This is a genomic window from Caulobacter sp. 1776, assembly GCF_040545685.1.
Lineage (GTDB): Bacteria > Pseudomonadota > Alphaproteobacteria > Caulobacterales > Caulobacteraceae > Caulobacter.
Map to the genome: position 1 here is coordinate 217761 of NZ_JBEPMI010000001.1, position 25392 is coordinate 243152.

Consider the following 25392-nt stretch of genomic DNA (forward strand, 5'->3'; position numbering starts at 1 on the left):
TGCGCGGCGGCGTGTTTCCCCAGCGGGCGGCCCTCTCCCCTAGACGTGGGAAAGGCTGGTGCGCGCGTGGCCGGCGAGCGCCGTCTTGGCCGAGATGGTGGTGACAAGGTTGAACTGAGGATCGACTTCGGTGCGGCCATCGGGGCCGACGGCGTAGCTCGACTCTCGCTCCTCGAAGATCGCCGCGCCCTCGATCACGTCGCCGGGCTTGAGGGCGTAGCGATCGATCACCTGGGTCTGCACGTCGCCAAAGCCGGCGAAATAGACCTCCCGCACGCCGCGCAGCGGCGGTTCGCCGGTCGCCGCCCGCGCCAGGCTGACGTCCCGCCCTGGCAGGACGGCCGACAGGCGCCAGTTGACCACCTCCAAGGGCACGCCGACCGCGCCGCGGCCGAAACGCTCGGCATAGGCGGCGAAGAACGCCTCCCGAATGGTTCCGACGTGGCCCGCGTCGAGCCGTTCCGCCGGGATCTCGGTCGTGACCTCGAACCCCTGGCCGGCGTAGCGCAGGTCGGCGGCGTAGCGCAGGTCGACAGGCTGGCCGGCGCCGCCGGCGCGTTCCAGCAGGGCCTTGGCCCGGGCGGCCATGTCGTCGAAGAGGCCGTTGACGTGGTTCCAGTCGACCATGTCCAGGCCCGCCACATAGCCGCGCACATCATCGACGGCGGGCGGCGCCACCAGGAAGCCGAGGGCGGAGATGACACCCGCGCCCATCGGCACGATCAGCCGCGAGACCTTGAGGAGCTTGGCCAGGCCATAGGCATGGACGGGCCCGGCGCCGCCAAAGGCGATCATGGCGTATTCGCGCGGATCCTTGCCCTTCTCCGCCATATGCATGCGGGTCGCCGCGGCCATGCTCTCGTTGACGAGTTCCTGCACCCCACGCGCGGCCTGAACCGACGGGAGGCGCAGCGGTCCGGCCAGACGCTCATCGACGGCCTTGCGGACGGCCTCGACCTGCAAGGCCATTTCGCCGCCCAGAAAGAAAGCGGGGTCGAGGTAGCCTAGCAACAGATCCGCGTCCGTAACCGTCGGCTCGGTTCCGCCCCGGCCGTAGCAGACCGGTCCCGGAACGGAACTGGCGCTGCGCGGCCCGACCTTCATCAAGCCAAGACCGTCGACGGCGGCGATCGAGCCACCCCCAGCCCCGATCTCGATCATGTCGACGACCGTGACCTTCAGCGGCAGACCCGAGCCCTGCTTGAACCGGTGCAGCCGGCCGGCCTCGAAGTCATGCTTGAGGTGGGGGGTGAAGTCGTCGACCAGGCACATCTTGGCCGTGGTGCCGCCCATGTCGAAGGAGATCACCTTGCGCTCTTGGCGGCCTCTGGCCACGAAGGCCGCGGCCATCGCGCCGGCCGCGGGGCCGGACTCGATCAGGCGCACGGGAAAGCGCTTGGCGTCCTCCAGCGAGGTCACCCCGCCGCCCGAGAGCATGATGTAGAGGTCGCCAGCGAAACCCAGGGTCGCCAGATCCTGCTGCAGCCGGTTCATATAGGCGTGGACGCGCGGCTGGACGTAGGCGTTGACGCAGGCTGTGTTGGTGCGCTCGTACTCGCGGATCTCAGGGGCGACCTCGGCCGACAGCGTCACCAGCAGGTCCGGATAGAGCGACAGGGCGATATCGCGGGCCCGCGCCTCGTGGGCGGGATTGCGGTAGGAATGCATGAAGCCGATGGCCAGCGCCTCGACCTTCTCCGTCTCGACCAAGAACCGCACCGCGGCGGCCACCGCCGCCTCGTCCAGCGGCTGGTGTTGCGAGCCGTCGGCCAGCAGCCGCCCCGGAATGCCGACGCGCAAGCGCCGCGGGACGATCACCGGCGGCGGCTCGAGCATCAGGTCGTCGACGTCGTAGCGGATCTCGCGCCCCATCTCGAGGATGTCGCGAAAGCCTTCCGAAGTCAGCAGCCCGACCTTGGCCCCCGTGCGCTCGAGCACGGTGTTGGTGATCATCGTCGTGCCGTGGACGATGCTATGGACCTGGTCGATCGTGGAGCCCGTCTCGTCGAGCAGCCGTTGAACGCCCTCGATGATCGCCCGTCCTGGCGCTTCGGGCGTGGTCAGCCGCTTGCCCGGCCGGGTCAAGCGGCGGGTCTCGTCGTGCAGGACGAAGTCGGTGAAGGTGCCGCCGATGTCGACACCGATGCGGATGGTCTTGTCGCTCATGCGGGCGTCTTCTCGATCTGGACCTGGGGATAGTCGCGAGCGGCGGCCTCGGCCGTGACCAAGCCTTGGCGAACGTCCTCGGCGACCGCGGCGGGCGAGCGTTCGGCCGCCGGACCGTAACCGCCGCCGCCGGCGAAGCGGATGGTGACGCTCTGGCCGGGCGCGATCAGGGTGCGCGACTTCATCGCCGCGGAACGCCCATCGCTGATCACCGCCGTGGCGACCGCGCCGGGTCCGCCGCCCAAGAGGCCCAGCGCCGGGTGCCGCTCGCGATCGCCCAGCAGGGTCAGCTGGATCGGACCGCGGGTGATGTTGGCCACCTCGACATCTTGGCCGAGACCGCCGCGCTGACGCCCAACGCCTCCGGAATCGGCGCGCAGTTCCTTCTTGCGGAACAGCAACGGCGAGACGGCCTCAAGAGCCTCGATGCTGCCCGCCCCCGAATTGGTCGGAAAGGCCGTGGCCGAAAGACCGTCGCGCGCGCGAGAGGCGCCCATGCCGGCGCTGGCGAACAAGAGCTGGCCAAAGCGCCGTCCGCCGTCCTCCCCGGCGAAATGGGCGCGCAGGGCTGGCGCGCCGCCGCTGTCGGCGATCACGCGCTCGGGCATGATCGGGGCCAGGGCCTGGTAGAGCACGCAGGACAGCAGGTGGCCCGTCAGGTGCCGCGCCAGGACGGGCGCCGGGAAGGTGGGATTGAGGATGGAGCCCTCCGGCGCGGTGACGGTGACCGCGCGGTAGGAGCCCTCATTGCGGCGGCTGTGCGGGTCCAGCACGCACTTGAGCGGATAGATCGTGTAGGCCTGGGTGTAGTTGAAGACGCTGTTGATCGCGTGGGTGACCTGGGCGGAGGTGCCGGCATAGTCGACGCTCATGTGGTCGCCGGCGATGGTGATGGCGCAGGCGATATGGGTCGGGGTCTCCGCGCCGTCGGCGTCGAGGCTGGCGCGATAGACCCCGTCCGGGAGCGCGGCGATGGCGTCACGCATGGCCTTTTCGGCGAGATCCTGGATCGCCGAGCCCAGGCGCTCGAAGTCGGCTTGGGCGGTGTCGTGCAGGAACTCCTGGGCGCGGCGAGCGCAGACCTTGTTGGCGCTGACCTGGGCCTCGATGTCGCCCAGCACGATGTCCTTCTGGCGGATGTTGGCCAGGAACAGCGACACGAGGTCGTCGTTGCGCAGGCCGGCGCGATAGAGGCGGACCGGCGGGATCAGCACCCCCTCCTCGATCAGCTCGGTCGGACCGCCGCGGAATACGCCGCCGATGTCGGGGGCATGGCCCGCCGAACCGGCGAAGCCGACCAGACGCCCTTCGTGGAAGACCGGCATGATCACGACGATGTCGGGCAGGTGGCCAGTGCCGATCCACGGATCGTTGGTCAGGACGACATCGCCCTCGCGCCAGTCATCGGCGGGGAAAGTCGTCAGGATCTGCCGCGTGGCGCGGCCGACGAGGGCGGCGAAGGCCGGGATGCCCAGGGTGCATTCGGCGATCGTTTCGCCGCGCGCATTCATCAGGACCGTGACGTAGTCATTGGACTCTCGGATCACCGTCGAGAACGAGGTGCGCAGAAGCGCCGTGGCCGCCTCGTCGGCGATCGCCACTAGGCGGCTCCACCAGATCTCCAGGGTGATCGGATCAAGGGTGTCAGGGAGCATGCGACGCCTTCTGGGCTTGGGCGGAGGTTTGCGGCCGCTCGGCCGGCGCGCGGCTGGCGGCGGCCAGGATCAGGGCCTGGCGATAGGGCCGAAGGCCGAGCATCAGCACCACCCCGGCCAGGGCGAAGGCGGTCGGCGCCACGATCCGGATCGAGGTCGCGATCATCATCGGGTCTTGGAAGACGCGGTCGTTGAGAATCCCGACCAGCAGGGGCCCGAGGGTCGCGGCCAGCAGATTGGAGGCGGCGACGAAGCAGGCCGACGCCACGGCCCGCATGCGGTTGGGCAGGAGCTCGGCGAGCGAGGCCTGAACGAGGCCGAAATTGAAGCCGATCAGGAACTGCATGCAGACGATGGCGCTGAAGGCGACGCTCACCCACGGCGCGGTGGCCAGCAGGCCGGCCAGGCAGCAGCCGGCGGCTGAAAGAAGGGCCACCCGCAGCTTGCTGTCGGTGTGGCCGGCCTTGGCCAGGCGCTCGGCCAGCAGGGCGCCGACAATGGCCCCGGCTGGACCCAGGACAATGGTGAAGAGGCCCAGGGCCTGGCCGGCATGGCTGATGGCCCAGCCGTGCTCGCGTACGAACAGCGTCGGGGCCCAGGCCTGGAAGGTCGTGCCGCCCAGCGCCAGGGTCGCAAAGCCCAGGACCACCGCGGAAAGGGCCGCGCGTTTGCGGGAAAACTCGGCGGCCAGTTCCGACAGGCTGCTGGCGCCCAGCGCCTTACCGCCGGCGTCGGAGAGGCGCACCGGTTCGCGCACGCTGAGCAGCAGCGGGACGAGGGCCAGGCCCGCCAGCCCCAGAACCACGAAGACCAGCCGCCAGGTCTCCAGGTGACCAAAGCCCCAAAGGACCGCCCCCCTTGGTCCGACCGCGCGCATCAACGCGCCGCCGAGCGCCAGGGCCAGTCCGCCGCCAAAATAGACGCCCATCGAATAGAGGCTGAGCGCGCGCGTGCGGGCCTTGGTCGAGAAGTAGTCCGAGAGGATCGAGACGGCCGCCGGCATCAGGACCGCCTCCCCGATCGCCACCATGATGCGGCCGGTAAAGAGCTGCGGCGTCGTCCTGGCCAAGCCGCAGCCGACCGTGGCCAGACACCAGACAACCAGGCCGGCCAGGATGAGATTTCGGCGATGGCCGTTGTCGGCGACCCGCGCCAACGGAAAACCGAACAGGGCGTAGAACACCGCGAAGGCCAAGCCCTGCAGCAGACCGATGCCGGTGTCGCTAAGGCCGAAAGCCTTTTGCAACGGCCCCACCAGCAGCGGCACCACGGCGCGGTCCATGTAGCTGAAGGTGAAGCAAAGGCAGAGGACGGCGCAGACCCACCACCCGTAGGGAGAATCCTGCCGTTGGGGTGCGGGGTCCCCGGGCGCCTGCTTGGTCATTTCCAACCCAACTTCGTTGTCCGCGCCCAGAAGCGCGCTCGCGACGGCTGATCGCTGATTAGCGTTCAATCTCGGGGTGGAAGCGTTGCAGGGTCCAGTGCGCAACGTGCATCGAACAATAGATTTCGGGCATGACCGAGCGCGGCCTTTTGGTTGTCCGCGCTCGGTCGGCGGGCCTAGTCGCGATAACTCGGGTCGATCCGGTCGAGCTTGCGCAGCAGCGCCGGCCAGGCGAATTGCTCCGACACCAGCTTGGCGGCCGGGCCGCTGACCTGGCGCTTGATCACGTCGGCCACGCCGGCGGCGGGCAGGTGAAGACCGGTCGGCATCAGGACCTGGGCCTCGCAGGCCCGCTCGAGGAAATACATTCGCAGGAAGGCCTGCTGGATGGTTTCGCCCACCGCCATCGTGCCGTGATTGCGCAGGATCATGGCGTTCTTGGTGCCGAGGTCGGCGACCAGGCGCTCACGCTCCTCCATCTCCTCGGCGATGCCTTCGGACTCATGGTAGGCGAGGTCGTGATAGATGATCATCGCCGTTTGGGTGACCGGCAGCAGGCCTTCGGCCGAGGCCGCGACCGCCTGGCCCTGCGGCGTGTGCAGGTGGATCACAGCGTTGGCGTCTTCGCGGGCGCTGTGGATCGCGGAATGGATCACGAAGCCGGCGCGGATCACCGTGCCGGGGCCATCCATGACCTTGTCGCCATTCAGGTCGATCTTGACCAGGTTCGAAGCGGTGATCTCCTCGAACATGTTGCTGTACGAATTGATCAGGAAGTGATGCTCGGGTCCGGGAATACGGACCGACATGTGGGTGAAGATCAGGTCGTCCCACCCGTAGAGCGCCGCCAGGCGAAAGGCGGCGGCCAGGTCGACACGCAAGGCCCACTCGGCTGGTGACACGCGCTCGCGCACGCTGGGGGCGACTTTAAGAGCCACGGTCATGTTGGTTTCCTCCGCTTTTGGATTGACCGCAGGCTAGCACCGGGTCGAGATCGAGATTGTCGCGACCGCGACAATCTTGCGCTGAGGCATTCGTGCGTCCCACCCTCGCCCACCGCCGCATCCTGGAGACCGGTTCCTGGTTCGCGGACCTGACGCCCGCCCGGGCCGCTGCGGTCTTGGACGCGGCGAGCATCGCCACCGCACCCGACGCGGGGCGGATCTACGGCGCGGGAGATGCGCCCAACGGCCTGTGGGCGGTGCTGGAGGGTCAGGTCCGGCTGGTCGGCTACCCCGCGAGCGGCATGGAGATCCTTGTGCGGATCCTTGGGCCTGGCGCTTGGTTTGGCGAGCTTTCGACCCTGGATGGCCTGCCGCGCCCGCACGACGCCATCGCCTTTGGCGCCGCCAGCCTCCTGCACCTGTCGCAACCGGCCGTCGGGCGTCTATGCGCGCAAGACCCGATCCTCTTCCGTGACCTTGGACTTCTGGTCTGCGCCAACCAGCGCGCGGCCCTGGCCTTCATCGAGCAGAGGGCCGGCCAGCCGGTCGCCACGCGGATCGCGCGAGCGCTTCTCAAGGCCGCCGACGAAGCCGGCGGGACGGGTCCCGTCGCTGTTCGCCAAGCTGAATTGGCGGGCGTCGTGGGCGTCAGTCGCCAAACCCTCAACCGCGGCCTGCGCAAGCTCGAGGCCGACGGCGTGGTTGCATTGGGCTACGCCAGTATCGACATCGTCGATCGACGTCGCCTTGCCAAGCTCGGCGGCGCGGCGGCGACGTGGGCGTAAGAAATTGAATCCCATTAGCCAAATCGCCCCGGGCGTTAGCCGCTCCCGCCCCCATTCGGCGGGCGCGGCGTCGCCTTGGGCAGACTCCAGCGCGCCACCCGGGCGGCGGCCCACGGGCCGATCATCAGTACAAGGATAATCCGCATGACCTGCGCCGCCAGGATGAATGGCAGGTCGACACGGGTCGAAGCGGCGATGATCAGGATCGAGTCGACCCCGCCGGGGCTCGTGGAGAGATATCCCGTCAGCGGGTCGACGCCGAAGGCCAAGCTGATCGCAAGGCCAGAAAGGCCGCAGAGCGCGATCAGGATCAAGGTCGAGCCGACAATCCGGGGCATGGCGCGGGCGCTATGGGCCAAACTGGCGGGGGTAAAGCTCAGGCCAATATTCCAACCGACCACCGCATAGGCCATGGCGCCCAGCAGCGGGGGCGCCTGTGGATGCATCCAGCCGAGCTTTATCAGCACCGCGCCGGCAAGACCCGGGATCAGGAATACGCCGGCCGGAAATTTCAGAGCCTTGGAGAGCAGGGCGCCGGTCAGGGCCAAGATCGCGGTCTCGGCCAGTCCGCGAGGCTCGACAGCGCCCAGCCAGGCCTTGGCGGGGGCGGCATGCAGGCCGGGCGATGCGACATGGGAAAGGCCGATCGCCGCGGCCGCGACGAGCAAGACGCGGAAGTACTGCATCATGGCCACGGTGCGCGCATCCGCGCCGGTCTCCTGGGCCAGGGCGACCATGCTCGCCGCGCCGCCGGGCGACAGGCCCCAGACCGAGGTCGCCCCTTCGAACCAGCCCGCCCGCGCCAGGGTCCAGCCCAGGCCGAGGCTCAACGCCACCGTCGAGACGCCGATCAGCACGAAGGTTGGAAGGTGGCCCAAGAGGGCGGGCCCCAAGGCCGCGCCCAGGGAAACGGCGACCAGACAGCCGATCAGGCTCGAACTGGCCAAGCGCATGACGCCGGGAGGGCGCACCGTCGCGCCACAAACGCCGAAGGCGATCGCGCAGACAAGCGGTCCCAGAAGAAGCGCGGCGGGGGCATGAACCAGTACGAGGCCGATGTCGGCTAAGGTCGTCGCGCTCGCCAACAGCATCCATTGGATCGCCGCCCGCCGAAGCGCTCGCCGCCAGCTCACCGCTCGTCGCTCCGGGCGGCGCCGGGGTGAGGCGAGAGGCGCAAGGCTTCAGACAAGAGCGTTGTCGCCGTGACGAGGGCGATCAGGAGCACCTGGCCGAGGGCCGCCAGGGACGCCGTCGTTTCCCTGAGCATCGCGCTTTCCATCGTCTCAACCCTGAGCGACGAAGCGCGCCAGCGTCGCCCGAGGCAGGCGAACGGGTCGGTGGGTCGCGTGATCGAGGCAGCACCAGAGGCTGGTCACCTCGGCCAGCAGGTCGTCGCCGCGACGGATCAGGGTTCGAAACCGCGCCTTCGCCCCGGCGGCGGCCTCGATGCCCGTGGTCGCCACGACGCTGTCGGCCAGGAAGGCAGGCCGGCGATAGGTGATCTCGTGCTTCAACGCCACCCAGAGATGGCGGGTTACGGCCTCGGCGTCGGCGAGCCGCTCCCAGTGGCGGATGACCGCCGCTTGCACCCACTGCAGATAGACCGCGTTGTTGACGTGGCCCATGTGGTCGATGTCCTCGGGCCGAATGACGACGGGATGGTCGGTCAGCGGCCCGACGGGCGCGACGCCGCGCGGCGCCTTGCAGACGAGCGTCATGCCGCGCTCCGCGCGTCCGGTCAGTCGAGCGGCACGTCGAGCAGGCGAACGAACTGCTGACCGCAGTGCATGTCGCGCTCGACCACCCCGCCCTGCGGCGCGGTGCGGGCATAGGAGATCTTGACCACGTTCAGGTCGGGAACGGGGTAGTGGCGGACCAGCGTCGGGTCGGCCCCGAACAGCTTCTGGAAAAGCGCCGGCCCCAGCGCCGGATTGGCATGGTGCTTTTCGAAGGTCTCGGCGCCGTCAAAGAACAGGTCGAAGGTCACCCAATAGGGCCCGGCGTTCTTGGACCTCACATGGCGGCAAACATCCTTGACGGTCGTCATCACGCCGCTTCCTTCTGCTTGAGGTCGATCCAGGTGGTGCGGACGAGGGCCATGGGGTCGTCGATCTCGACCACGTGATTGAGCTTGAACTCGTAGACGGCCCCGCGCTCGATGTCGGCCGGGGTGAAGGCGAAGCCGTAGCTTGGCAGTTCCTCGTTCTCGACGATCGGAAAGTGGAAAAACCAGGCGTTGCAAGCCTTGGCGATCTGGGTGGCCATATCTTGCGTCGCGGCCGTGGCCACGAACAAGACCCCCACCTCGCGCGGCGCCGGCGTGCCTTCCGGCGGCTTGTCGCCGGAAACGGCGTTCCAACCATAGAGCCGCAGCGAGATGTGGAAGTCTCCGGCCGCCTCGCCGATGGTCATCTTCACCCGGCGATTGAGGGCGGCCAGCATCTTGTCGTGGAACTCGTCCAGGCGGCCAAGAACCTCCGGATCCTGGATGCCGACCAGCATGATCGTCTGGTACCCGCCAGCGCCCGCGCCCTCCAGCTTGAGCGTGTAGGGCTTCTCCCGCCAGGCCGAGCCGGTGACCCGCACGCGGCGCTCGTCCAGGGCCGCATAGCGCGCCGCCGTGACATCGAGCACGCCGCCGGGTTCGGTCAGGTGGAACGGATTGGCGTTCTCGTACAGCATGTGGGCCGAGACGCTGCGGGGGTCGCAGCGGTTTTCCAGGCTCAGCGGCTCGACCTCGAAGCCCTCGGCGTCGATGCTGATCAGCACCCCCGCGCCCTTGGTGCGATAGACGGCGCATTGGCTGCCGCACTCGGCGATCTTGGCCGCATGCCAAGCGGGTCCCCACGGCGCTCCTTTCATCAAGGCGAAGCTGGAAAGCACGGCTGTGTCGGTCGTGCGCCCCCCCAGGATGATGTCCGCCCCCGCCTCGAGAGCGGCGATGTAGGGCTCGGCGCCGAGCACCGCGACGATGTGGTCGCAAGCGTCGATGGTGGCGTCGTCCAAGGGCCCCAGAGGCTCGAGGGGCTTGATGGCGCCCGCGGCGTTACGGGCCTTCAGCGAGGCCTTGTCCTGCTCGGCATAGAGCAGAGCGATCTTCGGCTTCAGGCCCAGCTCCCCGGCGATCTCCAGGGCGATGTCGCGCGTCCAGTCGAGGTTCTTGTCGCCGCCGGCCTGGCCGCTGGTCCCGACGATGACCGGGATCTTCGCCTCCGCGCCCGCCTTCATCAGGATGGCCAGGTCGCGTTTGACCGAGCCGCGATTGTTCTTGGACATGCCAAGCGCGAGATAGGCCGCGCCGCTGTCGGTGGAGCCGGCGTCCGTGGCGATGGCGTGGGCGCCAAGGGCCAGGCCGCGGCGGACCTCCGCCTCGTCGACGCCTGCGCCGAGCGAACCGCACGGCACAATGATCTTGATGGGGGCTTTCAACATGCGTTTCCACCACGAGGGTCGCGGCCCTGGCGGCCGCCTGTTGCGAGAGACCTAAGGAATGGGATGCAATGAGTCAATAAATTGCATCCATTTTTCACACGTGGACTTCGGCTTGTTTCGCGCCCGAGTTCAGCGCTTGGACGGCGGAGGTTCGACCCCGTCGCGCCGACCGACATGAAGTGCTCACCTCGCGCCGGTCGCGACCAGGCGGTCAGGCGCGTAGCGGGATCGAGCCCGTCGCCAGCGCCGCGGCCAGCACCACCAGGCAGATCGCCGCCGCCCATTTGAGGCTGAAGCGCTGGGCGTCGGCGACGTCCACGCCCAACAACCCGCAGGCCAGGTAGATCGGCGCCAGCAGCGGGCTGAGGGAATGGACGGGTTGGCCGATCAGGGCCGCGCGGGCGATAGCGGCCGGTTCGATCCCGAAACCGGCCGCCGCCTGGGCCACCACCGGAACGACGCCGAAATAGTAGGCGTCATTGGACATCACGAAGGTCAGCGGCATGCTGACCAGGGCGGTGATGGGAGCAAGGTACGGACCCACCTGAGGCGGGATCATCGACAGGGCGGTCTTGGCCATGGCGTCCGCCATCCCCGCGCCGTTCAGGATCCCGGTGAAGGCGCCGGCCGCGAACAGCAGGATCACGATGTTGACGACACTGTCGGCATGGGCGCTCAAGCGCGCCTTCTGGTCCTTCAGGGACGGATAGTTGACGGTCAGGGCGATGGCGAAGGCGGCCATCATCAGCACCGGCAGCGGCGCCAGGCCCGAGACCATGCCGACGATCAACACGAGCGTCAGCAGAAGGTTGAACCAGAAGAGCTTGGGGCGGCGCGCATCCGCATGACCGTGGGTCTCGGCGATGGCCGAGATCGGGGGCGCGGGGCTCGCCAGGGCGGCCTCGCGCGCGGCGGGCTCGCCCAGCCGTTCGCGCTCGGCGATCCCGAAGCGCCAGGCCAGCAGGAGAACAGCGAGCAGGCCCACGGCGGCGGGCGCCAGCATCGGACCGACGACGACGGCGAGATCGACGTGGGTGGCGGCCGCCGCCCGCGCCGCCGGACCGCCCCAGGGCACATAGTTCATCAGCGCGTTGGCCAGCCCAAGCAGCGTGGCCAGGATCAGCGGGTTCATGCCCACCCGCCGATAGACCGGCAGGAAGGCCGTGATGACGATCAGGGCCGTGGTGGTGCCGTCGCCGTCCAGCGAAACGACGGTGGCCAGGATCGCCGTGCCCAGGCTGATGCGCACCGGGTCGTCGCCGACGATGGAGAGCACCTTGCGCACCAGCGGATCAAACAGGCCCGCATCCATCATCACCGCGAAATAGAGCACCGCGAACGACAGCATCAAGGTCGTCGGCGCCACCTGCAGCACGCCCTTGATGATCATGTCGCCAAGGCCCGCGCCCGCGCCGGCCAGAAGGCCAAAGCCGATCGGCACGATCAGCAGAGCCGCCACCGCCGACATCTTCTTGGTCATGATCAGGGTCATAAAGGTCACGACCATCAGGAGGCCCAGCACGGCGGGCTGACGCAGGAACTCGATCACGAAGCGGTCTCCGGCTGGGGAATGGGATGGATGACGGACATCGTCCGGTCCAAGCGATGGCTCGCGGCGGCTTGCGCGATCTCGCGCCGCCCGGTGTATGGAGATGAAGGCGCGCCGCGCGGCGCATCAATCAGAGAGCGGACATGACGGTCGAGGCAGCCCAGGACCAGGACACGATCGCGCAGGAGACGCCCTATATCGAGCCGTCGACCCACACCGTCCTGACGCGCCTGCGCGAGCGGATCGTGACCGGCGAAATCCCCCCAGATGCGCGGCTTCGCGCCGAGGGACTGGCCACGGAGATGAACGTCTCGCGCACGCCCATCCGCAGCGCCCTGGCGGTCCTGTCGGCCGAGGGCTTGGTCAGCTACAGCGTCAATCGCGGTTATACCGTTCGCGCGATGTCGCTGGGCGACATCTTCGACTCGATCGAGACCCGCGCCGCGCTCGAGGGGCTGGCCGCGCGCGCCTCGGTCGACCTTGGCTGGTCGCGGGAAGCTTTGGACAATCTTCGGGCTCTCGAAGCGGCCGGGCGCGCGATCGTCGACAAGGGCGCGTGGTCGCAGGCGATCGAGCTCGACTGGTACACGGTCAATCGCCAGTTCCACGCCCAGATCCTGCACGCGGCGCAGAACGCCTCGCTGCGCAACGCCATCCGCATGACGCTGGTCTACCCGCTGTTCGGTGACGCGGCGCGCCTGTGTCCGGTGGTGGCCGCCTGCGTGCCCCCCCGTCTTCGCCAGGTTCCGGCGACGCCGCCCGATCATATCCGTCAGTCCCAGGACGAGCACGGCAAGATCCTGGCGGCGATCCAGGCCGAGGACAGCATCGAGGCAGGACGGCTCATGACGGACCACGTTCTTTCCACACGGACCCGACTGCACGCCATCGCTATCCGGCGATGATCCCCGGTCCTCCCAAAGGTCCGTCATAGCCGCATCCATTCTCCATAGCAATTGCATCCAATTTATTGACGGATTTGATCCACCTCCCCTAAGGTCGTGCGTCGGCGGGGCGCTGCCCCATGCCGCAAGAACAAGAATTGGGGAGTTGAACATGGCGGCTAGCCGCAAAGCCTTGGCCTATGGACCCGCGCTTCTGGCGCTCATCGGCGCCGCATCGGCGAACGCCCAGACCACCGCCGCGCCAGACGTCGCCCAGATCGAGGAGGTCGTCGTCACCGCCCAGCGGCGCAGCGAAAGCCTGCAGGCGGTTCCTGTCACGGTGACGGCCTTCGGGGCCGATCAGGTGCAGCAGGCCCGGATCCGCCAGATCGACGACGTAGCCGGTCTGACGCCCGGACTGCAGTTCGACGCTTTTCCCGCCTCGCAGCCGCGCATCTCGATCCGCGGCATCGGCTCCTCGGACCGCGGCGCCGCCGGCGATCCCAGTTCGGCCGTCTTTCTCGACGAAATCTATCTCGGCCGCCCCGCCGCCGTGGCCTTCGACGCCTTCGACGTCGAGCGCATCGAGGTGCTCAAGGGGCCGCAGGGCACCCTCTTTGGCCGCAACGTGGTCGGCGGGGCGATCAATGTCGTCTCCCACAGACCCGATCTCGACCGCTTCGACGCGGGCGCCGAACTGACGGCGGGCAACTATCGCCGCCTCGAAGGCGCGGGCGTGATCAACGCGCCGTTCGCGGGCGGCAAGGCCGCCATCCGCGCCAGCGGCGCCTGGCGCGCCCACGACGGCTACGTCAAGAACACCTTCACCGGCAGCGACATCGAGGACCAGGACACCCGCAGCGGACGCCTGGCCTTGCGCGTCGAACCGCGGGAGGGCGTGAGGCTGCAGGCCAGCCTCGACGGTACGCGCGACCGCGCGACCGGCCCGGCGCAACACGTCCTGGACCTGGACACCAGCGATCCATCCTCGGCGTTGTGGACCGTCAATCGCGACCGCAAGCACACCGCCGGCTCCGACAACGGCTTCCAGAACCGCGACACCTGGGGCCTGCGCCTGCAGGGCGACGTCGACCTGTCCTTCGCCACCCTCACCTATCTGGGGTCCTATCGCGACCTCGACTATCACGCCGCCTACGACTTCGATGGTGGCAACCCCACCTTCAATCGGGCCGGCATCTCTGGCGGCAACGACGAAGCCAGCGACTTCTCCAGCCACGAGCTTCGTCTTTCATCGCTGCCTGAAAGCCGCGTGCGCTGGGTGGCGGGCCTCTACGCCTTCCACAGCCAGACCGATCGACGCGACAGCCTGGTGATCAATCTCGGCCGGCCCGGCACGGAGATCTACACCCAGTCAGCCGAGCTCCAGAGCTATGCGGCTTTCGGCGACGTCACCGTGCCGGTGAGCGAGCGCGTCTCGCTGATCGGCGGCCTGCGCTACTCCAAGGACGACAAGGACTACCGGGTCGACAATGTGGCGGGAAACACCGTGTTTCGCGCCCGCGAGCGGTTCAACGTCCTGATCTCGGACAGCTACAAGGCCTGGACCTGGCGGGCCGGCGTCGACTTCAAGCCGGCCGAGCATCACCTGCTCTACGCCATGGCCTCGCGCGGCTTCAAGAGCGGCGGCTTCCAGGACACGCCGGCGAGCGCCGCTGACGCGCGCGACGGCTTCGAGCCGGAGTTCGCCACCCAGTACGAGATCGGCCAGAAGAGCAGCTTCCTCGGCGGGACCCTGGTCTGGAACAACACCCTCTACGTGATGAAATATTCCGACCTGCAGACGCGGCGAACCCTGCCGAACCTGTCGGTCGTCACGGACAACGCCGGCAAGGCGACGATCAAGGGCTACGAGACCTACCTGGCCTGGCGGCCGTTTTCGGGCGCGCGCCTGGTGGCCAGCTATGGCTACACCGACGCCAAGTTCGACGAGTTCGAGCCCGAGCCCGGCGTCGACTACGCCGGCAACCGGATCTCGCGCACGCCCAGGCACAAGCTGGTGCTGTCGCCGTCCTATGACCTGATGCTGACCGGCGGCGGCGACCTGCGCCTGGCGGTCGACTACCGCTATGAGAGCATGATCTTCGACGACAACGCCAACGAAGGTCCCGAGCGGCGCGACCCGACCAACTTCTTCGACGCCCGGGCCATCTACACCGCCCCCGGCGACCACTGGTCGGCATCGTTGTGGGGCAAGAACCTCAGCAACGAGGTGACGCGCACCTTCCAAGCCACGTTCCTGGGGGCCAACTTCGGCGCCTACAATCCGCCCCGCACCTTCGGCGTCACGCTGAACTGGAAGCATTGAGGGGGCCCCGCGACGCGGCGACCGGCCTTCAGCCGGTCGCCAGCCCCGGGCGGGGATAAGAGCTGGCGGCCTTTCGCGGACCTTGATCCGGCGCCGGCCAAGACGTCACGCCTCAGGCTTCACGCCCCGGCTTTCCGCATCCCTTTCGAGGATTTTTCGCCTTCGGTCGCCAAGGCGTCCGCGATCGCCCTCCCGCAAGCCTGCGTGCCCAACGGTCCGCCCAGGTCGCGGGTGCGAAGCTGCGGCTGGGCCAGGACGGCTTCAATCGCCCTAACCACGGCGGCGGCGGCTTCATGCTCGCCCAGATGGTCGAGCATCAGCGCCGCCGACCAGATCTGGCCGACGGGATTGGCGATCCCCCGCCCGGCGATGTCCGGCGCCGAGCCGTGCACGGGTTCGAACAGCGACGGGAAGCGCCGCTCGGGATTGATGTTTCCGGCCGGGGCGATGCCGATCGTGCCGGTGCAGGCCGGACCAAGGTCGGAGAGGATGTCGCCGAACAGGTTCGAGGCGACGACGACATCGAACCAATCGGGATGCTGCACGAAGTGCGCGGTCAGGATGTCGATATGGTACTTGTCCCAGCGCACGTCGGGAAAGGCCGGCGCCATGGCTTCGACCCGCTCATCCCAGTAAGGCATGGTGATCGAGATGCCGTTGGACTTGGTCGCCGAGGTCAGGTGCTTCTTCTCGCGCCGCTGAGCCAGGTCGAAGGCGTACTTCAGAATCCGGTCGACGCCGATGCGGGTCATCACCGTCTCCTGCACGACCACCTCGCGCTCGGTGCCGGGAAAGATGCGGCCGCCGATCGAGGAATATTCGCCCTCGGTGTTCTCGCGCACGACGTAGAAGTCGATGTCGCCCGGCTGACGGCCGGCCAGGGGGCTGGGCACGCCTGGCATCAGCTTGACCGGGCGAAGATTGACGTACTGGTCGAACTCGCGCCGGAACTGGATCAGCGAGCCCCATAGCGAAACATGGTCGGGCACGCTGGCCGGCCAGCCGACGGCGCCGAAGAAGATGGCGTCGTGACCGCCGATCAGGGCCTTCCAGTCGTCCGGCATCATCTGGCCGTGCGCGAGGTAGTAGTCGCACGAGGCGAAGTCGAAGCGGTCGAAGGCGAAGCGGCAACCGAAGCGGCGCGACACCGCCTCCAGGACCCGCAAGCCCTCCGGGACCACCTCCTTGCCGATGCCGTCGCCGGGGATGACCGCGATGCGGTGCAGGCGCGCCTTGCTCATGGGTGGCTCTCCGCGGAAGGGGCGTTGATCAGGGTCGCCCGGAAATCGTTGACGTTGGTGCGGGTCGGGCCGGTGACGAGGAGGTCGCCCAGGGCCGCGAAGACGCTGTAGGCGTCGTTGTCGCCGAGCCGCTCGGCGGGCTCGAGGCCTAGGGCCGCGGCTCGCGACAGGCTGTCGGGGGCAATGATCGCCCCGGCGTTGTCCTCCGAACCGTCGATCCCATCGGTGTCGGCGGCTAGGGCGTGGATTCCCGCGCGACCTGCCAGGCCCAAGGCGTGGGCCAGCAGGTACTCGGCGTTGCGTCCCCCGCGTCCGCGTCCTTGGACCGTGACGGTGGTCTCGCCGCCGGAGATCAGGACGACGGGGGCTTGGCCGGGCGTCAGGCCCTCGGCCACCTGCAGGGCCAGGCGGGCGTGGGCCGCGCCCAAGGCGCGCGCCTCGCCCTCGAGCGCGTCGCCCAGCACCAACGGCTGCAAGCCCAGCTCGCGGGCGGCCTCCGCCGCCGCCGTCATGACCTCGCGGGGTCGCGCCACCAGACGCATGTCGCCGCTCGGGACCACCTTGGGCGTCTCGCTGCGCGGGTCCTCGAGCCAGAGCTTGACCCGCGGCGCGACGATAATTCCGCGTCCTTCCAGGATGGCCAGCGCGTCGTGACGTGTCGTCGGGTCGGCCACGGTCGGGCCCGATGCGATCACCGCCGGGTCGTCACCCGGGACATCGGAAATCGCCAGGGTGACGACCCTGGCCGGGGCGGCCAGCAGGGCCAGCCGCCCGCCCTTGACCGCCGAGAGGTGCTTGCGCACGCAGTTCATCTCGCCAATCGGCGCGCCGCTGCGCAACAGCGCTCGGCCGACCGCCTGTTTGTCGGCGAGGCCAAGGCCCGGCGCCGGCAACGACAGGAGCGCCGAGCCGCCGCCCGAGAGCAGGCATAGGACAAGATCGTCAGGCGAGAGGCCGCCGATCATGCGCACGATGTCGGCTGTGGCCTCCAGGCCGGCCGCATCGCTCACCGGATGGCCCGCTTCGACGACGCGGATCCTCCCGCAGGGCGCGCCATGCCCGTAGCGGGTGATGACGACGCCTTCCAGCGGCCCGTCCCAGTGGGTCTCGACCGCCAGGGCCATGGCCGCGGCCGCCTTTCCGGCCCCGATGACAACCGTTCGTCCGTCCGGTCGCTTCGGCAAGTGCGGCGCAACGCACACCGCCGGCGAGGCCGCGGCGACCGCCGCCTCGAATATCCCCTTCAGGGCCTTGCGGCTCTCCTGGTCGTCCACGCTGCCTCCCGGGCCTTCCCCGCGCTTTGGGTTAGGCTTTCGGCGGCGTCGGAGGCCAATGCGCAAAACGCATCAAATCAGTTGCAAGGCGACAACGCACAAGCGTGTCGGGGCCACCTAGTCCTGTCGGCGTAAGCCCTTGATCTCACAGGGCCGGCGAAAAGCGACAACTTGAGGCCACCACTTAACCCTGGCCACCATGCCCATCCGCCAACCTTAGGCTGGCCGCTAAGCGTCCTCCCAGGCCTTGTTCAGGATCTTCGCGGCGAGCGCGGCCTTATCCTTCGGGAGAAAGCGGCCGTAGCGCTTGGCCACTGTCTCCGCCGTGTCCTGGATCGCATAACTCGCCTGCTCGTAGGAGCCGGTCTTCTTGAGGATGTGTGTCGCCAGAACGTCGCGCACGTTGTGCGGCCCATGAGGAAGCAGGCCCGCGATGGCGCCGCGGCCAGTGTATGGATTGAAGATCCCGTACCTCTGGATCGCCAGACGCCAGGCCTCATAGAACGTGTTCTGGTCATAGGCCGCGCTCTTGCTGGTCGCCTTCATGGTCTTGACGAAGAATGTTCCAGGGTCAGGCGCGCGGCCCAACAGCCGCGGCCGATGCGTTCGGAGATACGCGTTGATCTGGTCGTACAGGCCGCCAAGGTTCGGCAGCACCAAGCGGAACGGCTGGCGACCGAAGTAAGAGGAGCCGGCGTTCTTGAACGCGACCGCCGGAATGAAAGCCTCCCAGCCGCCCTCCCGGTCATTCCACCTCAGCTCGCCGCACTTCAGCGTTTCCAGCCGACGCTCCGACGAAGCCGGCGCCCCGCGCTCGCAGATCAGCAGTTGTCGCAGGTTCTTCTGCCGTACACCGAGATGCAGTCCGAACCGCAGCATCAGAAAAGCCCGGCAGGCCTCGGCCGCTGGCGCCGGGTAGCGACGGACGCGCGGCGCCCGAGCCAGTATTTCCTATGTGATCTGGCGATAGGCAGCCAAAGGACTATCGGACTCGAGGATCGCCAGGATGGGTTCAAAGGGATCGCGATGGACGCGCGCGATCCGCGCGACTTCCTTGGCGCGATGAAGCGCATGGCGATGCATCTCGTCGCAAGCAGCATACCAGTCGGAGCGAGCTGCATCGATCTCCGCTTGAGAGATCAAACCGGAGATCGGCTTCAGGCGTTGCGCCAAACCTGGCGTTTGCCGGATCCACCCAGTCTCACGACGCGTGAGCGCGGCGCCGAGCATGAGCATCTCCACTTCCCACTGGGTGTAGAAGCCACGACGCACCTGCCGCCACTGGAGGTACCAATCCCAAACGGCGGGGAAGACGAGCATGGCGAACGTCAGCTTGGTCAGCGACACGCTCGCACCGGCGATCTCGCCGGACGGCGCCGCTGCCAGCGCACCAAACATCAGGCCCAGATGCTCGACCTTTTGCGAGGCGGTTTCCGATCCCCACACGCCTGACCGCTGCAGACCACGGGAGGTCAGCGCCGCTGTCTTGAACGCCAACAGGCTCGCCATTTCCTGCTCCAGCGCGGGCGGCGCCGGGACAGTGCCTGCTGTCAGTTCGGCATCGGGCTCCTGAAGGTCGAAGCTGCCTTCGAGCTTATCTTCGACGGCGACCGAATAGTCGCCGCAGGCGCCAGAGAAGCGGACGGCGAAGCGTTGACGCATAGCTGCGGCCTGATAGCGGCGATACTCGGTTGACCCGGACACCACGACCGTCCGCACCCAGTCCAAAATCTCCTCCCTCTTCGCCGGCGACAACTGGTTGAAGTTGCCCGGCAAGTGCCAAGCTAGGCGCCGCCGCTCGGCGGTCGTCAAGCCAGGCAAGCGATGGTTCGCCACCGCCCTGCCCGACGGCGGGACCTTGGCGCGGAAATAGCCTGGCGGCAGATCATACCGCGCCTCGATCAGCCCGAGCGCCCGCAAGCTCGGCGCGTCGTTGGGCGCCTTCGATCCCAACCGCCACGTCCGCAGCGTCGTCACGTTCACCGTCGGCCCCTTGGCCGCCAGCGCCTTCTGGAGATGATAGGCGGAATCGCCATGCCGCCGCATGTGCAAGTCCAACGCCTCGGCGAAATCGTCCGGGTCCGTCCATTCGGTCCAAAGCGGTTTCGGCTTGTCCTCGATGGCTTTGGGCCTTCTGCCCCGCCGCCCAGGCTGATCGGAGATCGAGGAGGGTTGGTTCTCTGAAACTGTACGCGACATTAAACTCGACACGACTAACGCGCTTACCGCGCGAAAAGCCGGCGATCAGCGTCAGCACCGGTTGCGAAGCCGTTTCCAGGATCCAATGCAGCTGTGGATGCGAGCGCCAGAAGCTTGGGGAGTCGAACTACAGACCCAGAGATCGGCAGAACCGCTTTCGCGCCGTCGCGTCGATGGATCTAAAACCCAGGGCTTAGCAAGCTTAGCTTTTCGCTCTAGCGTGTTTGGCGATGCAGTTCTGGTGGGTGAACCACAACCAAACGGCCCGGCAGGAGATCGACGGGCAGTACCTCTGGTCACCCAAGACCGAGAGCAACGGCGCGCGCAGCGAGTTCTACAACAACATGCGCCGCGCCTCGCCTGGCGACCTGGTGCTCTCGTACTCCTCTCAAGCCATCCGCTACGTCGGCCGCGTCACCGACTTCGCCTTCACCGCGCCCAAGCCGGAGGAATTCGGCACGACGGGGTCCAACTGGAGCGATGAAGGCTGGCTCCTCCCCGTTTTCTGGGTGCCAGTGTCTCAGGTCGTCAGCCCGAAGGCGATGATCGATGTCCTGCGGCCGCTGCTGCCGACGCGCTACTCCCCGCTCAATCCCGGCAACGGCGCAGGCAACCAGAAGGCCTACCTCGCCGAGATCTCGCAGGACGTCTTCGAAGTCGTCACCGCCTCGACCACCTTCGATGCCATCACGCTGCACCGCGCAGGCGCAAACAGCCTCAGCTTCGAGGTCGTCAACGAATTGCTCGAAGATGTGGTCGAGAGCCGTATCGCTGCGGACCTCACCCTGGACGACACCGTCAGGCGCAGCGTCATCCAGGCCCGCCGCGGCCAAGGGAAGTTTCGGGCCAACGTCGAGGCGATCGAGCGCTGCTGCCGGCTCACCGGTGTGAGCAACCCCACGCTTCTCATCGCCAGCCATATCAAGCCCTGGCGGCTGTGTAAGACGGCAGGGGAACGCCTCGATGGAGCGAACGGGTTGCTCCTCACGCCAGACGCCGACCTGCTCTTCGACCGCGGCTTCATAAGCTTCCACGACGACGGCGAGGTTCTAGTCTCCCCTCGGGTCGATCGGGACGATCTGAAACGTCTCGGTCTCGATCATCTAAACTGGGGACAGGCCGGCTTCGCCGACGCCGGCGCCGTGTGGCGGGCCGACAGTTTTGCACCGGCCCAAACGCGATACATGGCGGAGCATCGCGCCAACGTCTTCGTGGCATAGGCCGCTGACATCCACTGAGATCAGTGCTCGACTCATATCCAGGCCAAGCCGCTTGCCTGGCGCCGCAGGGCGCGTGCTATCTGGCGTTGTTAGGGGAGCGTACCGTCCATGAACCACCAGTCCTTGTCGGCCTTCATCTGGTCCGTGGCCGACCTGCTGCGCGGCGACTACAAGCAATCCGACTACGGCAAGGTCATCCTGCCGTTCACTGTGCTGCGCCGTCTGGACTGCGTGCTGGAGCCGACCAAGGCCGCGGTGCTGGCCGAGCGCGAAAAGCGCGCCGCCCAGGGCGTTGATGCCGATCCCTTCCTTCGCCGGACCTCGGGCGCGGGGTTCTACAATATCCACAAGATGGATCTGACCCGTGTTCTAGGCGACGCCGACAACGTCGCGGCGAACCTCTACGCCTACCTCCAGGCCTTCTCACCGGCCGTGCGCGACATCTTCGAGCGGTTCGAGTTCCACGCCCAGATCGAGCGCCTGGCCAAGGCCGGCCTGCTCTACATGGTCGCCGAGAAGTTCGCCAAGATCGACCTGCACCCCGAGGTCGTCGACAACCACCAGATGGGGCTCGTGTTCGAGGAGCTGATCCGCAAGTTCGCCGAACTGTCGAACGAGACCGCCGGGGAGCACTTCACCCCGCGCGAGGTCATCCGCCTGATGGTCGAGCTGATCTTCGTCGAGGATGACGCGGCCCTCAGCGAGCCCGGCGTGGTGCGCACCATCTATGACCCGACGGCCGGCACCGGCGGCATGCTGTCGGTCGCCGAAGAGCGCCTGCTTCAACAGAACCCCGGCGCCAAGCTGTCGATGTACGGGCAGGAGCTGAACCCGGAGTCCTACGCGATCTGTAAGGCCGACATGCTGATCAAGGGTCAGCCGGTCGACAACATCGTCTTCGGCAACACCCTGTCCGACGACGGCCACCACGCCGCCAAGTTCGACTACATGCTGTCCAACCCACCGTTCGGCGTGGAGTGGAAGAAGGTCGAGAAGATCGTCCGGACCGAGCACGAGCAGCAGGGCTATAACGGCCGCTTCGGCCCGGGCCTGCCGCGCGTGTCGGACGGGTCCCTGCTCTTCCTGCTGCACCTGCTGTCCAAGATGCGGCCGGCGGTCGATGGCGGCAGCCGGTTCGGCATCGTCCTGAACGGCTCGCCCCTGTTCACCGGCGGGGCGGGCAGCGGCGAGAGCGAGATCCGCCGTCACCTGCTGGAAAGCGACCTAGTCGAGGCCATCGTCGCCCTGCCAACCGACATGTTCTACAACACCGGCATCGCCACCTATGTCTGGATCGTCAGCAACAAGAAGCCCGCCGCGCGCAAGGGCAAGCTGCAACTGATCGACGCCAGCGGCTTCTGGCGGAAGATGCGCAAGTCCCTGGGCTCCAAGCGCAAGGAGATGGGCGAGGACGACATCGTCGCCATCACCCGCCTGTTCGGCGCCTTCGTGGAAGCCGAGCTGGCCAGCGTGTTCGACGCCGAGGGCAAGCTGGACAAGAAGGTGATCGTTGAGGCCGGAACTGCCCCGCCGGCCGCGCCGGAGGGCGGCAAGGTCAAGCTGGCGCCGCTGTCCAAGATCCTGCCCAACAGCGCCTTTGGCTATCGCACGATCACGGTCGAGCGGCCTTTGGTGGACGAGACCGGCAAGGCGGTGCTGGGCCAAAAGGGCAAGAACAAGGGCAAGCCCCAGGCCGACAGCGCCCGCCGCGACACCGAGAACGTGCCGCTGTCGGAGGACGTCGAGACATATTTCGCCCGCGAGGTCCTGCCCCACGCCCCCGACGCCTGGATCGACGCGGACAAGACCAAGACTGGCTACGAGATCCCGTTCAACCGCCACTTCTATGTGTTCGAACCGCCGCGTGATCTGGCGCAGATCGACGCTGACCTGCGCGCGGTGACCGACCAGATCAAGGCGATGATCGCGGAGCTGGCGGCGTGAGCTCTCTGGCGTATCCAAGTTATCGCGATACAGGCGTCGAGTGGCTCGGCGCCGTGCCATCTCATTGGCAGGTCACCCGGTTGAACTCGCTTTTCCGCGAAGTATCAGAGCCGGGTTCTGACGACCTGCCCGTTCTAAGCGTGTCGATCCACTCCGGCGTCTCGGACACAGAGCTGGCCGACGACGAAATGGACCGTGTTGTAGCCCGCAGCGAGGATCGCTCGAAATACAAGCGGGTCGAGCCGAATGACCTCGTCTACAACATGATGAGGGCCTGGCAGGGCGGCTTTGGCGCTGTACAGACGGTTGGAGCCGTTAGCCCGGCTTACGTGGTCGCGCGTCCCACCAGCAGTCAGAGCACGGTGTTTATCGAGCGCCTGCTCAGGACGCCGAATGCCGTCCGTGAGATGAAAAGCCTATCGAAAGGCGTCACGGACTTTCGACTCCGGCTCTATTGGGACGAGTTCAAGAACATCAAAGTTGCGCTTCCTCCTCCGGAGGAGCAGGTCGCTATCGATGCCTTCCTCGATCGGGAAACCGCCAAGATCGACGCGCTGGTGGAGGCGCAGGAGCGGCTGATCGTGCTCCTGAAGGAGAAGCGGCAAGCCGTCATCTCCCACGCCGTGACCAAGGGCCTCGACCCATCCATCCCGATGAAGGACAGCGGCGTCGAATGGCTCGGCCAGGTGCCGGCGCATTGGGAGGTCATGCCCGCCAAGAACCTCGCCGACAGCATAAAGGCGGGGCCATTTGGCTCAGCGCTCACTAAAGATATGTATTCAAGTGCCGGATACCGCGTCTATGGCCAAGAACAAGTTATACCAGGAGACTTTAGCATCGGAGACTACTACGTATCGAGCGATAAATACGATGAACTTTCTCAGTATCGCGTCGAGGTCGGCGACCTTCTTGTTAGCTGCGTAGGAACATTCGGGAAGATCGCAATTTTCCCGCAGGGGGCAGAGCCGGGGATCATCAATCCGCGCCTAATACGCTTTAGGCCGAACAATCAGATCGACCCGACATATTTATGCGTCCTGCTCCGAAGCGCAGTTTCGTTCGAGCAGTTTTCGTATCTCAGCCGCGGAGGAACGATGGACGTAATCAACATCGGCATCCTCGGCGAGATTATGGTTCCAGTTCCGCCTATGCAGGAACAAATCAGTATCGCCGGTTATCTTGCCGAGGTTCAGGAGCAGTTTGACAGCCTCTCCGCCGCCTCGGAAGCCGCCATCACGCTCCTCCAAGAACGCCGCGCCGCCCTGATCGCCGCCGCCGTCACCGGCAAGATCGACGTTCGCGGCCTGGTCCAGACAGCGGAGGCCGCATGACCCGGCTTTGGATCGTTCGCGCCGGCCGTCATGGCGAGCGGGAGCTGGAGGCCATCACCCAGGGGCGGCTGCTGCCGGGCTTCAACGAGCTGGGCGACCTGTCGGGCCTGAAAGACCGGGAGGCCATCGGCCGCGCGCTCGCCGAGTCTGATCCCCAAGGCGGCAAGAACGCCCAACGGAACTTCGCGGCCCAGCTGAACCAGTTCGTCAACACCATCGCGGTCGGCGATCTGGTGGTAATGCCGCGCAAGCTGACCAGCGGCGTGGCGATCGGCCGGGTCACCGGCGCGTACCTCCATCAGCCGGGCGGCGTTTGCCCGCATACCCGCGCCGTCGAATGGCTGAACGAGGCCGTCCCGCGCGAGGCCTTCGCCCAGGACCTGCGCCACTCGTTCGGTGCCTTCCTGACCATCTGCGAGGTCAAGCGCAACGAGGCCCTGGCCCGGGTCGAGGCGGTGCTGAAGACCGGCAAGGACCCCGGCCCGCTGCTGGGCAAGCAGGGCTTGGCGACGGTCAAGGCGCCGGTCCAGGATGCTGAGACGGGGGACGCCGAGGCCGAGGATGTCGAACTGGACGTCGAGGACATCGCCCGCCAACAGATCATCGCCCTGGTCAAGTCGGCCTTCGCCGGCCACGACCTAGCCTATCTGGTCGCCGAGATCCTGCGCATCGAAGGCTATGTGACCAAGGTCTCGCCGCCCGGTGCCGACGGCGGGGTCGACATCCTGGCGGCCGGCGGACGGCTGGGCCTGGGTGAAGACCGCATCTGCGTCCAGGTGAAGTCGGGCGACGCCCCGGCCAACCAGGAGGTGGTGCTGAAGCTGATGGGCTCGGTCCAGGCGGCCAAGGCCCGCACGGGACTGCTGGTCAGCATCGCCGGCGTCAACGGCCCAGCCCAGAAGCTGATCGACAGCGAGTTCTTCTCGGTGCGCCTGTGGCAGATGCCTGAGCTGCTGACCGCCCTGTTCACTAGCTATGGTCAGCTCTCGGACGAAACCCGCGCCAAGATCCCCCTGAAACAGATTTGGTCCCCCGTGGCCGGCGTCGACGCCTAGGAG

The 25392-nt window shown here is 67.2% G+C and carries 18 protein-coding genes and 2 pseudogenes; 7 read left to right on the top strand and 13 right to left on the bottom strand.

The window, feature by feature from the left end; all coding sequences use genetic code 11:
• Nucleotides 1-39: 39 nt before the first annotated feature.
• The 4 genes from ABIC66_RS00920 to ABIC66_RS00935 form a co-directional block, all read right to left on the bottom strand.
• Nucleotides 40-2166, bottom strand: a complete 2127-nt coding sequence (locus ABIC66_RS00920; protein ID WP_354067367.1) for a hydantoinase/oxoprolinase family protein — start codon at nucleotides 2164-2166, stop codon at nucleotides 40-42.
• Complete coding sequence (locus tag ABIC66_RS00925) at nucleotides 2163-3821, bottom strand: hydantoinase B/oxoprolinase family protein (RefSeq protein ID WP_354067368.1); 1659 nt, start codon at nucleotides 3819-3821, stop codon at nucleotides 2163-2165. The genes ABIC66_RS00920 and ABIC66_RS00925 overlap by 4 nt, the downstream gene beginning before the upstream one ends.
• The gene (locus ABIC66_RS00930) at nucleotides 3811-5205 is read right to left on the bottom strand and encodes an MFS transporter (RefSeq protein WP_354067369.1); all 1395 of its coding nucleotides are present in this window, start codon (nucleotides 5203-5205) and stop codon (nucleotides 3811-3813) included. The genes ABIC66_RS00925 and ABIC66_RS00930 overlap by 11 nt, the downstream gene beginning before the upstream one ends.
• 176 nt (nucleotides 5206-5381) lie before the next feature.
• Nucleotides 5382-6149, bottom strand: coding sequence for a class II aldolase/adducin family protein (locus ABIC66_RS00935; RefSeq protein WP_354067370.1), 768 nt, complete (start codon nucleotides 6147-6149; stop codon nucleotides 5382-5384).
• Nucleotides 6150-6241: 92 nt separating this feature from the next.
• On the opposite strand from ABIC66_RS00935, the gene ABIC66_RS00940 reads away from it, so the two are divergent.
• Complete coding sequence (locus ABIC66_RS00940; RefSeq protein WP_354067372.1) at nucleotides 6242-6934, top strand: Crp/Fnr family transcriptional regulator; 693 nt, start codon at nucleotides 6242-6244, stop codon at nucleotides 6932-6934.
• A 35-nt stretch (nucleotides 6935-6969) separates the two neighbouring features.
• On the opposite strand, the gene ABIC66_RS00945 is transcribed toward ABIC66_RS00940, so the two are convergent.
• The 5 genes from ABIC66_RS00945 to ABIC66_RS00965 all read right to left on the bottom strand — a co-directional run bounded on the left by ABIC66_RS00945 (nucleotide 6970) and on the right by ABIC66_RS00965 (nucleotide 11915).
• Entirely contained in the window at nucleotides 6970-8025 is a 1056-nt protein-coding gene (locus tag ABIC66_RS00945; RefSeq protein WP_354067374.1) for an AbrB family transcriptional regulator, read from the bottom strand.
• A 192-nt stretch (nucleotides 8026-8217) separates the two neighbouring features.
• On the bottom strand, nucleotides 8218-8652 hold the full coding sequence (locus tag ABIC66_RS00950; protein ID WP_354067375.1) for an acyl-CoA thioesterase: 435 nt from the start codon (nucleotides 8650-8652) through the stop codon (nucleotides 8218-8220).
• A gap of 20 nt (nucleotides 8653-8672) precedes the next feature.
• Nucleotides 8673-8981: a DUF4387 domain-containing protein gene (locus ABIC66_RS00955; protein WP_354067376.1), complete on the bottom strand. Its 309-nt coding sequence runs from the start codon at nucleotides 8979-8981 to the stop codon at nucleotides 8673-8675.
• A complete protein-coding gene (locus ABIC66_RS00960) occupies nucleotides 8981-10366 on the bottom strand; it encodes an acyclic terpene utilization AtuA family protein (protein ID WP_354067378.1) in 1386 nt (461 codons plus the stop codon). Before ABIC66_RS00960 ends, ABIC66_RS00955 begins: the two co-directional genes overlap by 1 nt.
• 211 nt (nucleotides 10367-10577) lie before the next feature.
• Complete coding sequence (locus tag ABIC66_RS00965) at nucleotides 10578-11915, bottom strand: CitMHS family transporter (RefSeq protein ID WP_354067379.1); 1338 nt, start codon at nucleotides 11913-11915, stop codon at nucleotides 10578-10580.
• Between the two features lie 143 nt (nucleotides 11916-12058).
• On the opposite strand from ABIC66_RS00965, the gene ABIC66_RS00970 reads away from it, so the two are divergent.
• Together ABIC66_RS00970 and ABIC66_RS00975 are read left to right on the top strand one after the other, a co-directional pair.
• Nucleotides 12059-12820, top strand: coding sequence for a GntR family transcriptional regulator (locus ABIC66_RS00970; protein WP_354067381.1), 762 nt, complete (start codon nucleotides 12059-12061; stop codon nucleotides 12818-12820).
• 151 nt (nucleotides 12821-12971) lie between these two features.
• The gene (locus tag ABIC66_RS00975; RefSeq protein ID WP_354067383.1) at nucleotides 12972-15125 is read left to right on the top strand and encodes a TonB-dependent receptor; all 2154 of its coding nucleotides are present in this window, start codon (nucleotides 12972-12974) and stop codon (nucleotides 15123-15125) included.
• 119 nt (nucleotides 15126-15244) lie between these two features.
• Here the strand turns inward: ABIC66_RS00975 and ABIC66_RS00980 are convergent, their stop codons facing one another.
• The 4 genes and pseudogenes from ABIC66_RS00980 to ABIC66_RS00995 form a co-directional block, all read right to left on the bottom strand.
• A complete protein-coding gene (locus tag ABIC66_RS00980) occupies nucleotides 15245-16366 on the bottom strand; it encodes a tartrate dehydrogenase (RefSeq protein WP_354067384.1) in 1122 nt (373 codons plus the stop codon).
• Nucleotides 16363-17640, bottom strand: a complete 1278-nt coding sequence (locus ABIC66_RS00985; protein ID WP_354067386.1) for a glycerate kinase type-2 family protein — start codon at nucleotides 17638-17640, stop codon at nucleotides 16363-16365. Before ABIC66_RS00985 ends, ABIC66_RS00980 begins: the two co-directional genes overlap by 4 nt.
• 403 nt (nucleotides 17641-18043) lie before the next feature.
• Nucleotides 18044-18519: pseudogene (locus tag ABIC66_RS00990) on the bottom strand (hypothetical protein); the annotation flags it as partial.
• A 72-nt stretch (nucleotides 18520-18591) separates the two neighbouring features.
• A complete protein-coding gene (locus ABIC66_RS00995; protein WP_354067388.1) occupies nucleotides 18592-19839 on the bottom strand; it encodes a hypothetical protein in 1248 nt (415 codons plus the stop codon).
• A gap of 230 nt (nucleotides 19840-20069) precedes the next feature.
• Between ABIC66_RS00995 and ABIC66_RS01000 the strand changes: the two genes are divergently transcribed.
• From ABIC66_RS01000 to ABIC66_RS01015, 4 genes and pseudogenes are all read left to right on the top strand, one after another.
• Nucleotides 20070-21059, top strand: a complete 990-nt coding sequence (locus ABIC66_RS01000; RefSeq protein ID WP_354067389.1) for an HNH endonuclease — start codon at nucleotides 20070-20072, stop codon at nucleotides 21057-21059.
• Nucleotides 21060-21167: 108 nt separating this feature from the next.
• Nucleotides 21168-23003, top strand: coding sequence for a type I restriction-modification system subunit M (locus ABIC66_RS01005; RefSeq protein WP_354067390.1), 1836 nt, complete (start codon nucleotides 21168-21170; stop codon nucleotides 23001-23003).
• A 494-nt stretch (nucleotides 23004-23497) separates the two neighbouring features.
• A pseudogene (locus tag ABIC66_RS24145) lies at nucleotides 23498-24334 on the top strand (restriction endonuclease subunit S); the annotation flags it as partial.
• Complete coding sequence (locus ABIC66_RS01015; protein WP_354067393.1) at nucleotides 24331-25389, top strand: restriction endonuclease; 1059 nt, start codon at nucleotides 24331-24333, stop codon at nucleotides 25387-25389. The pseudogene ABIC66_RS24145 and the gene ABIC66_RS01015, both read left to right, overlap by 4 nt.
• Nucleotides 25390-25392: the final 3 nt, after the last annotated feature.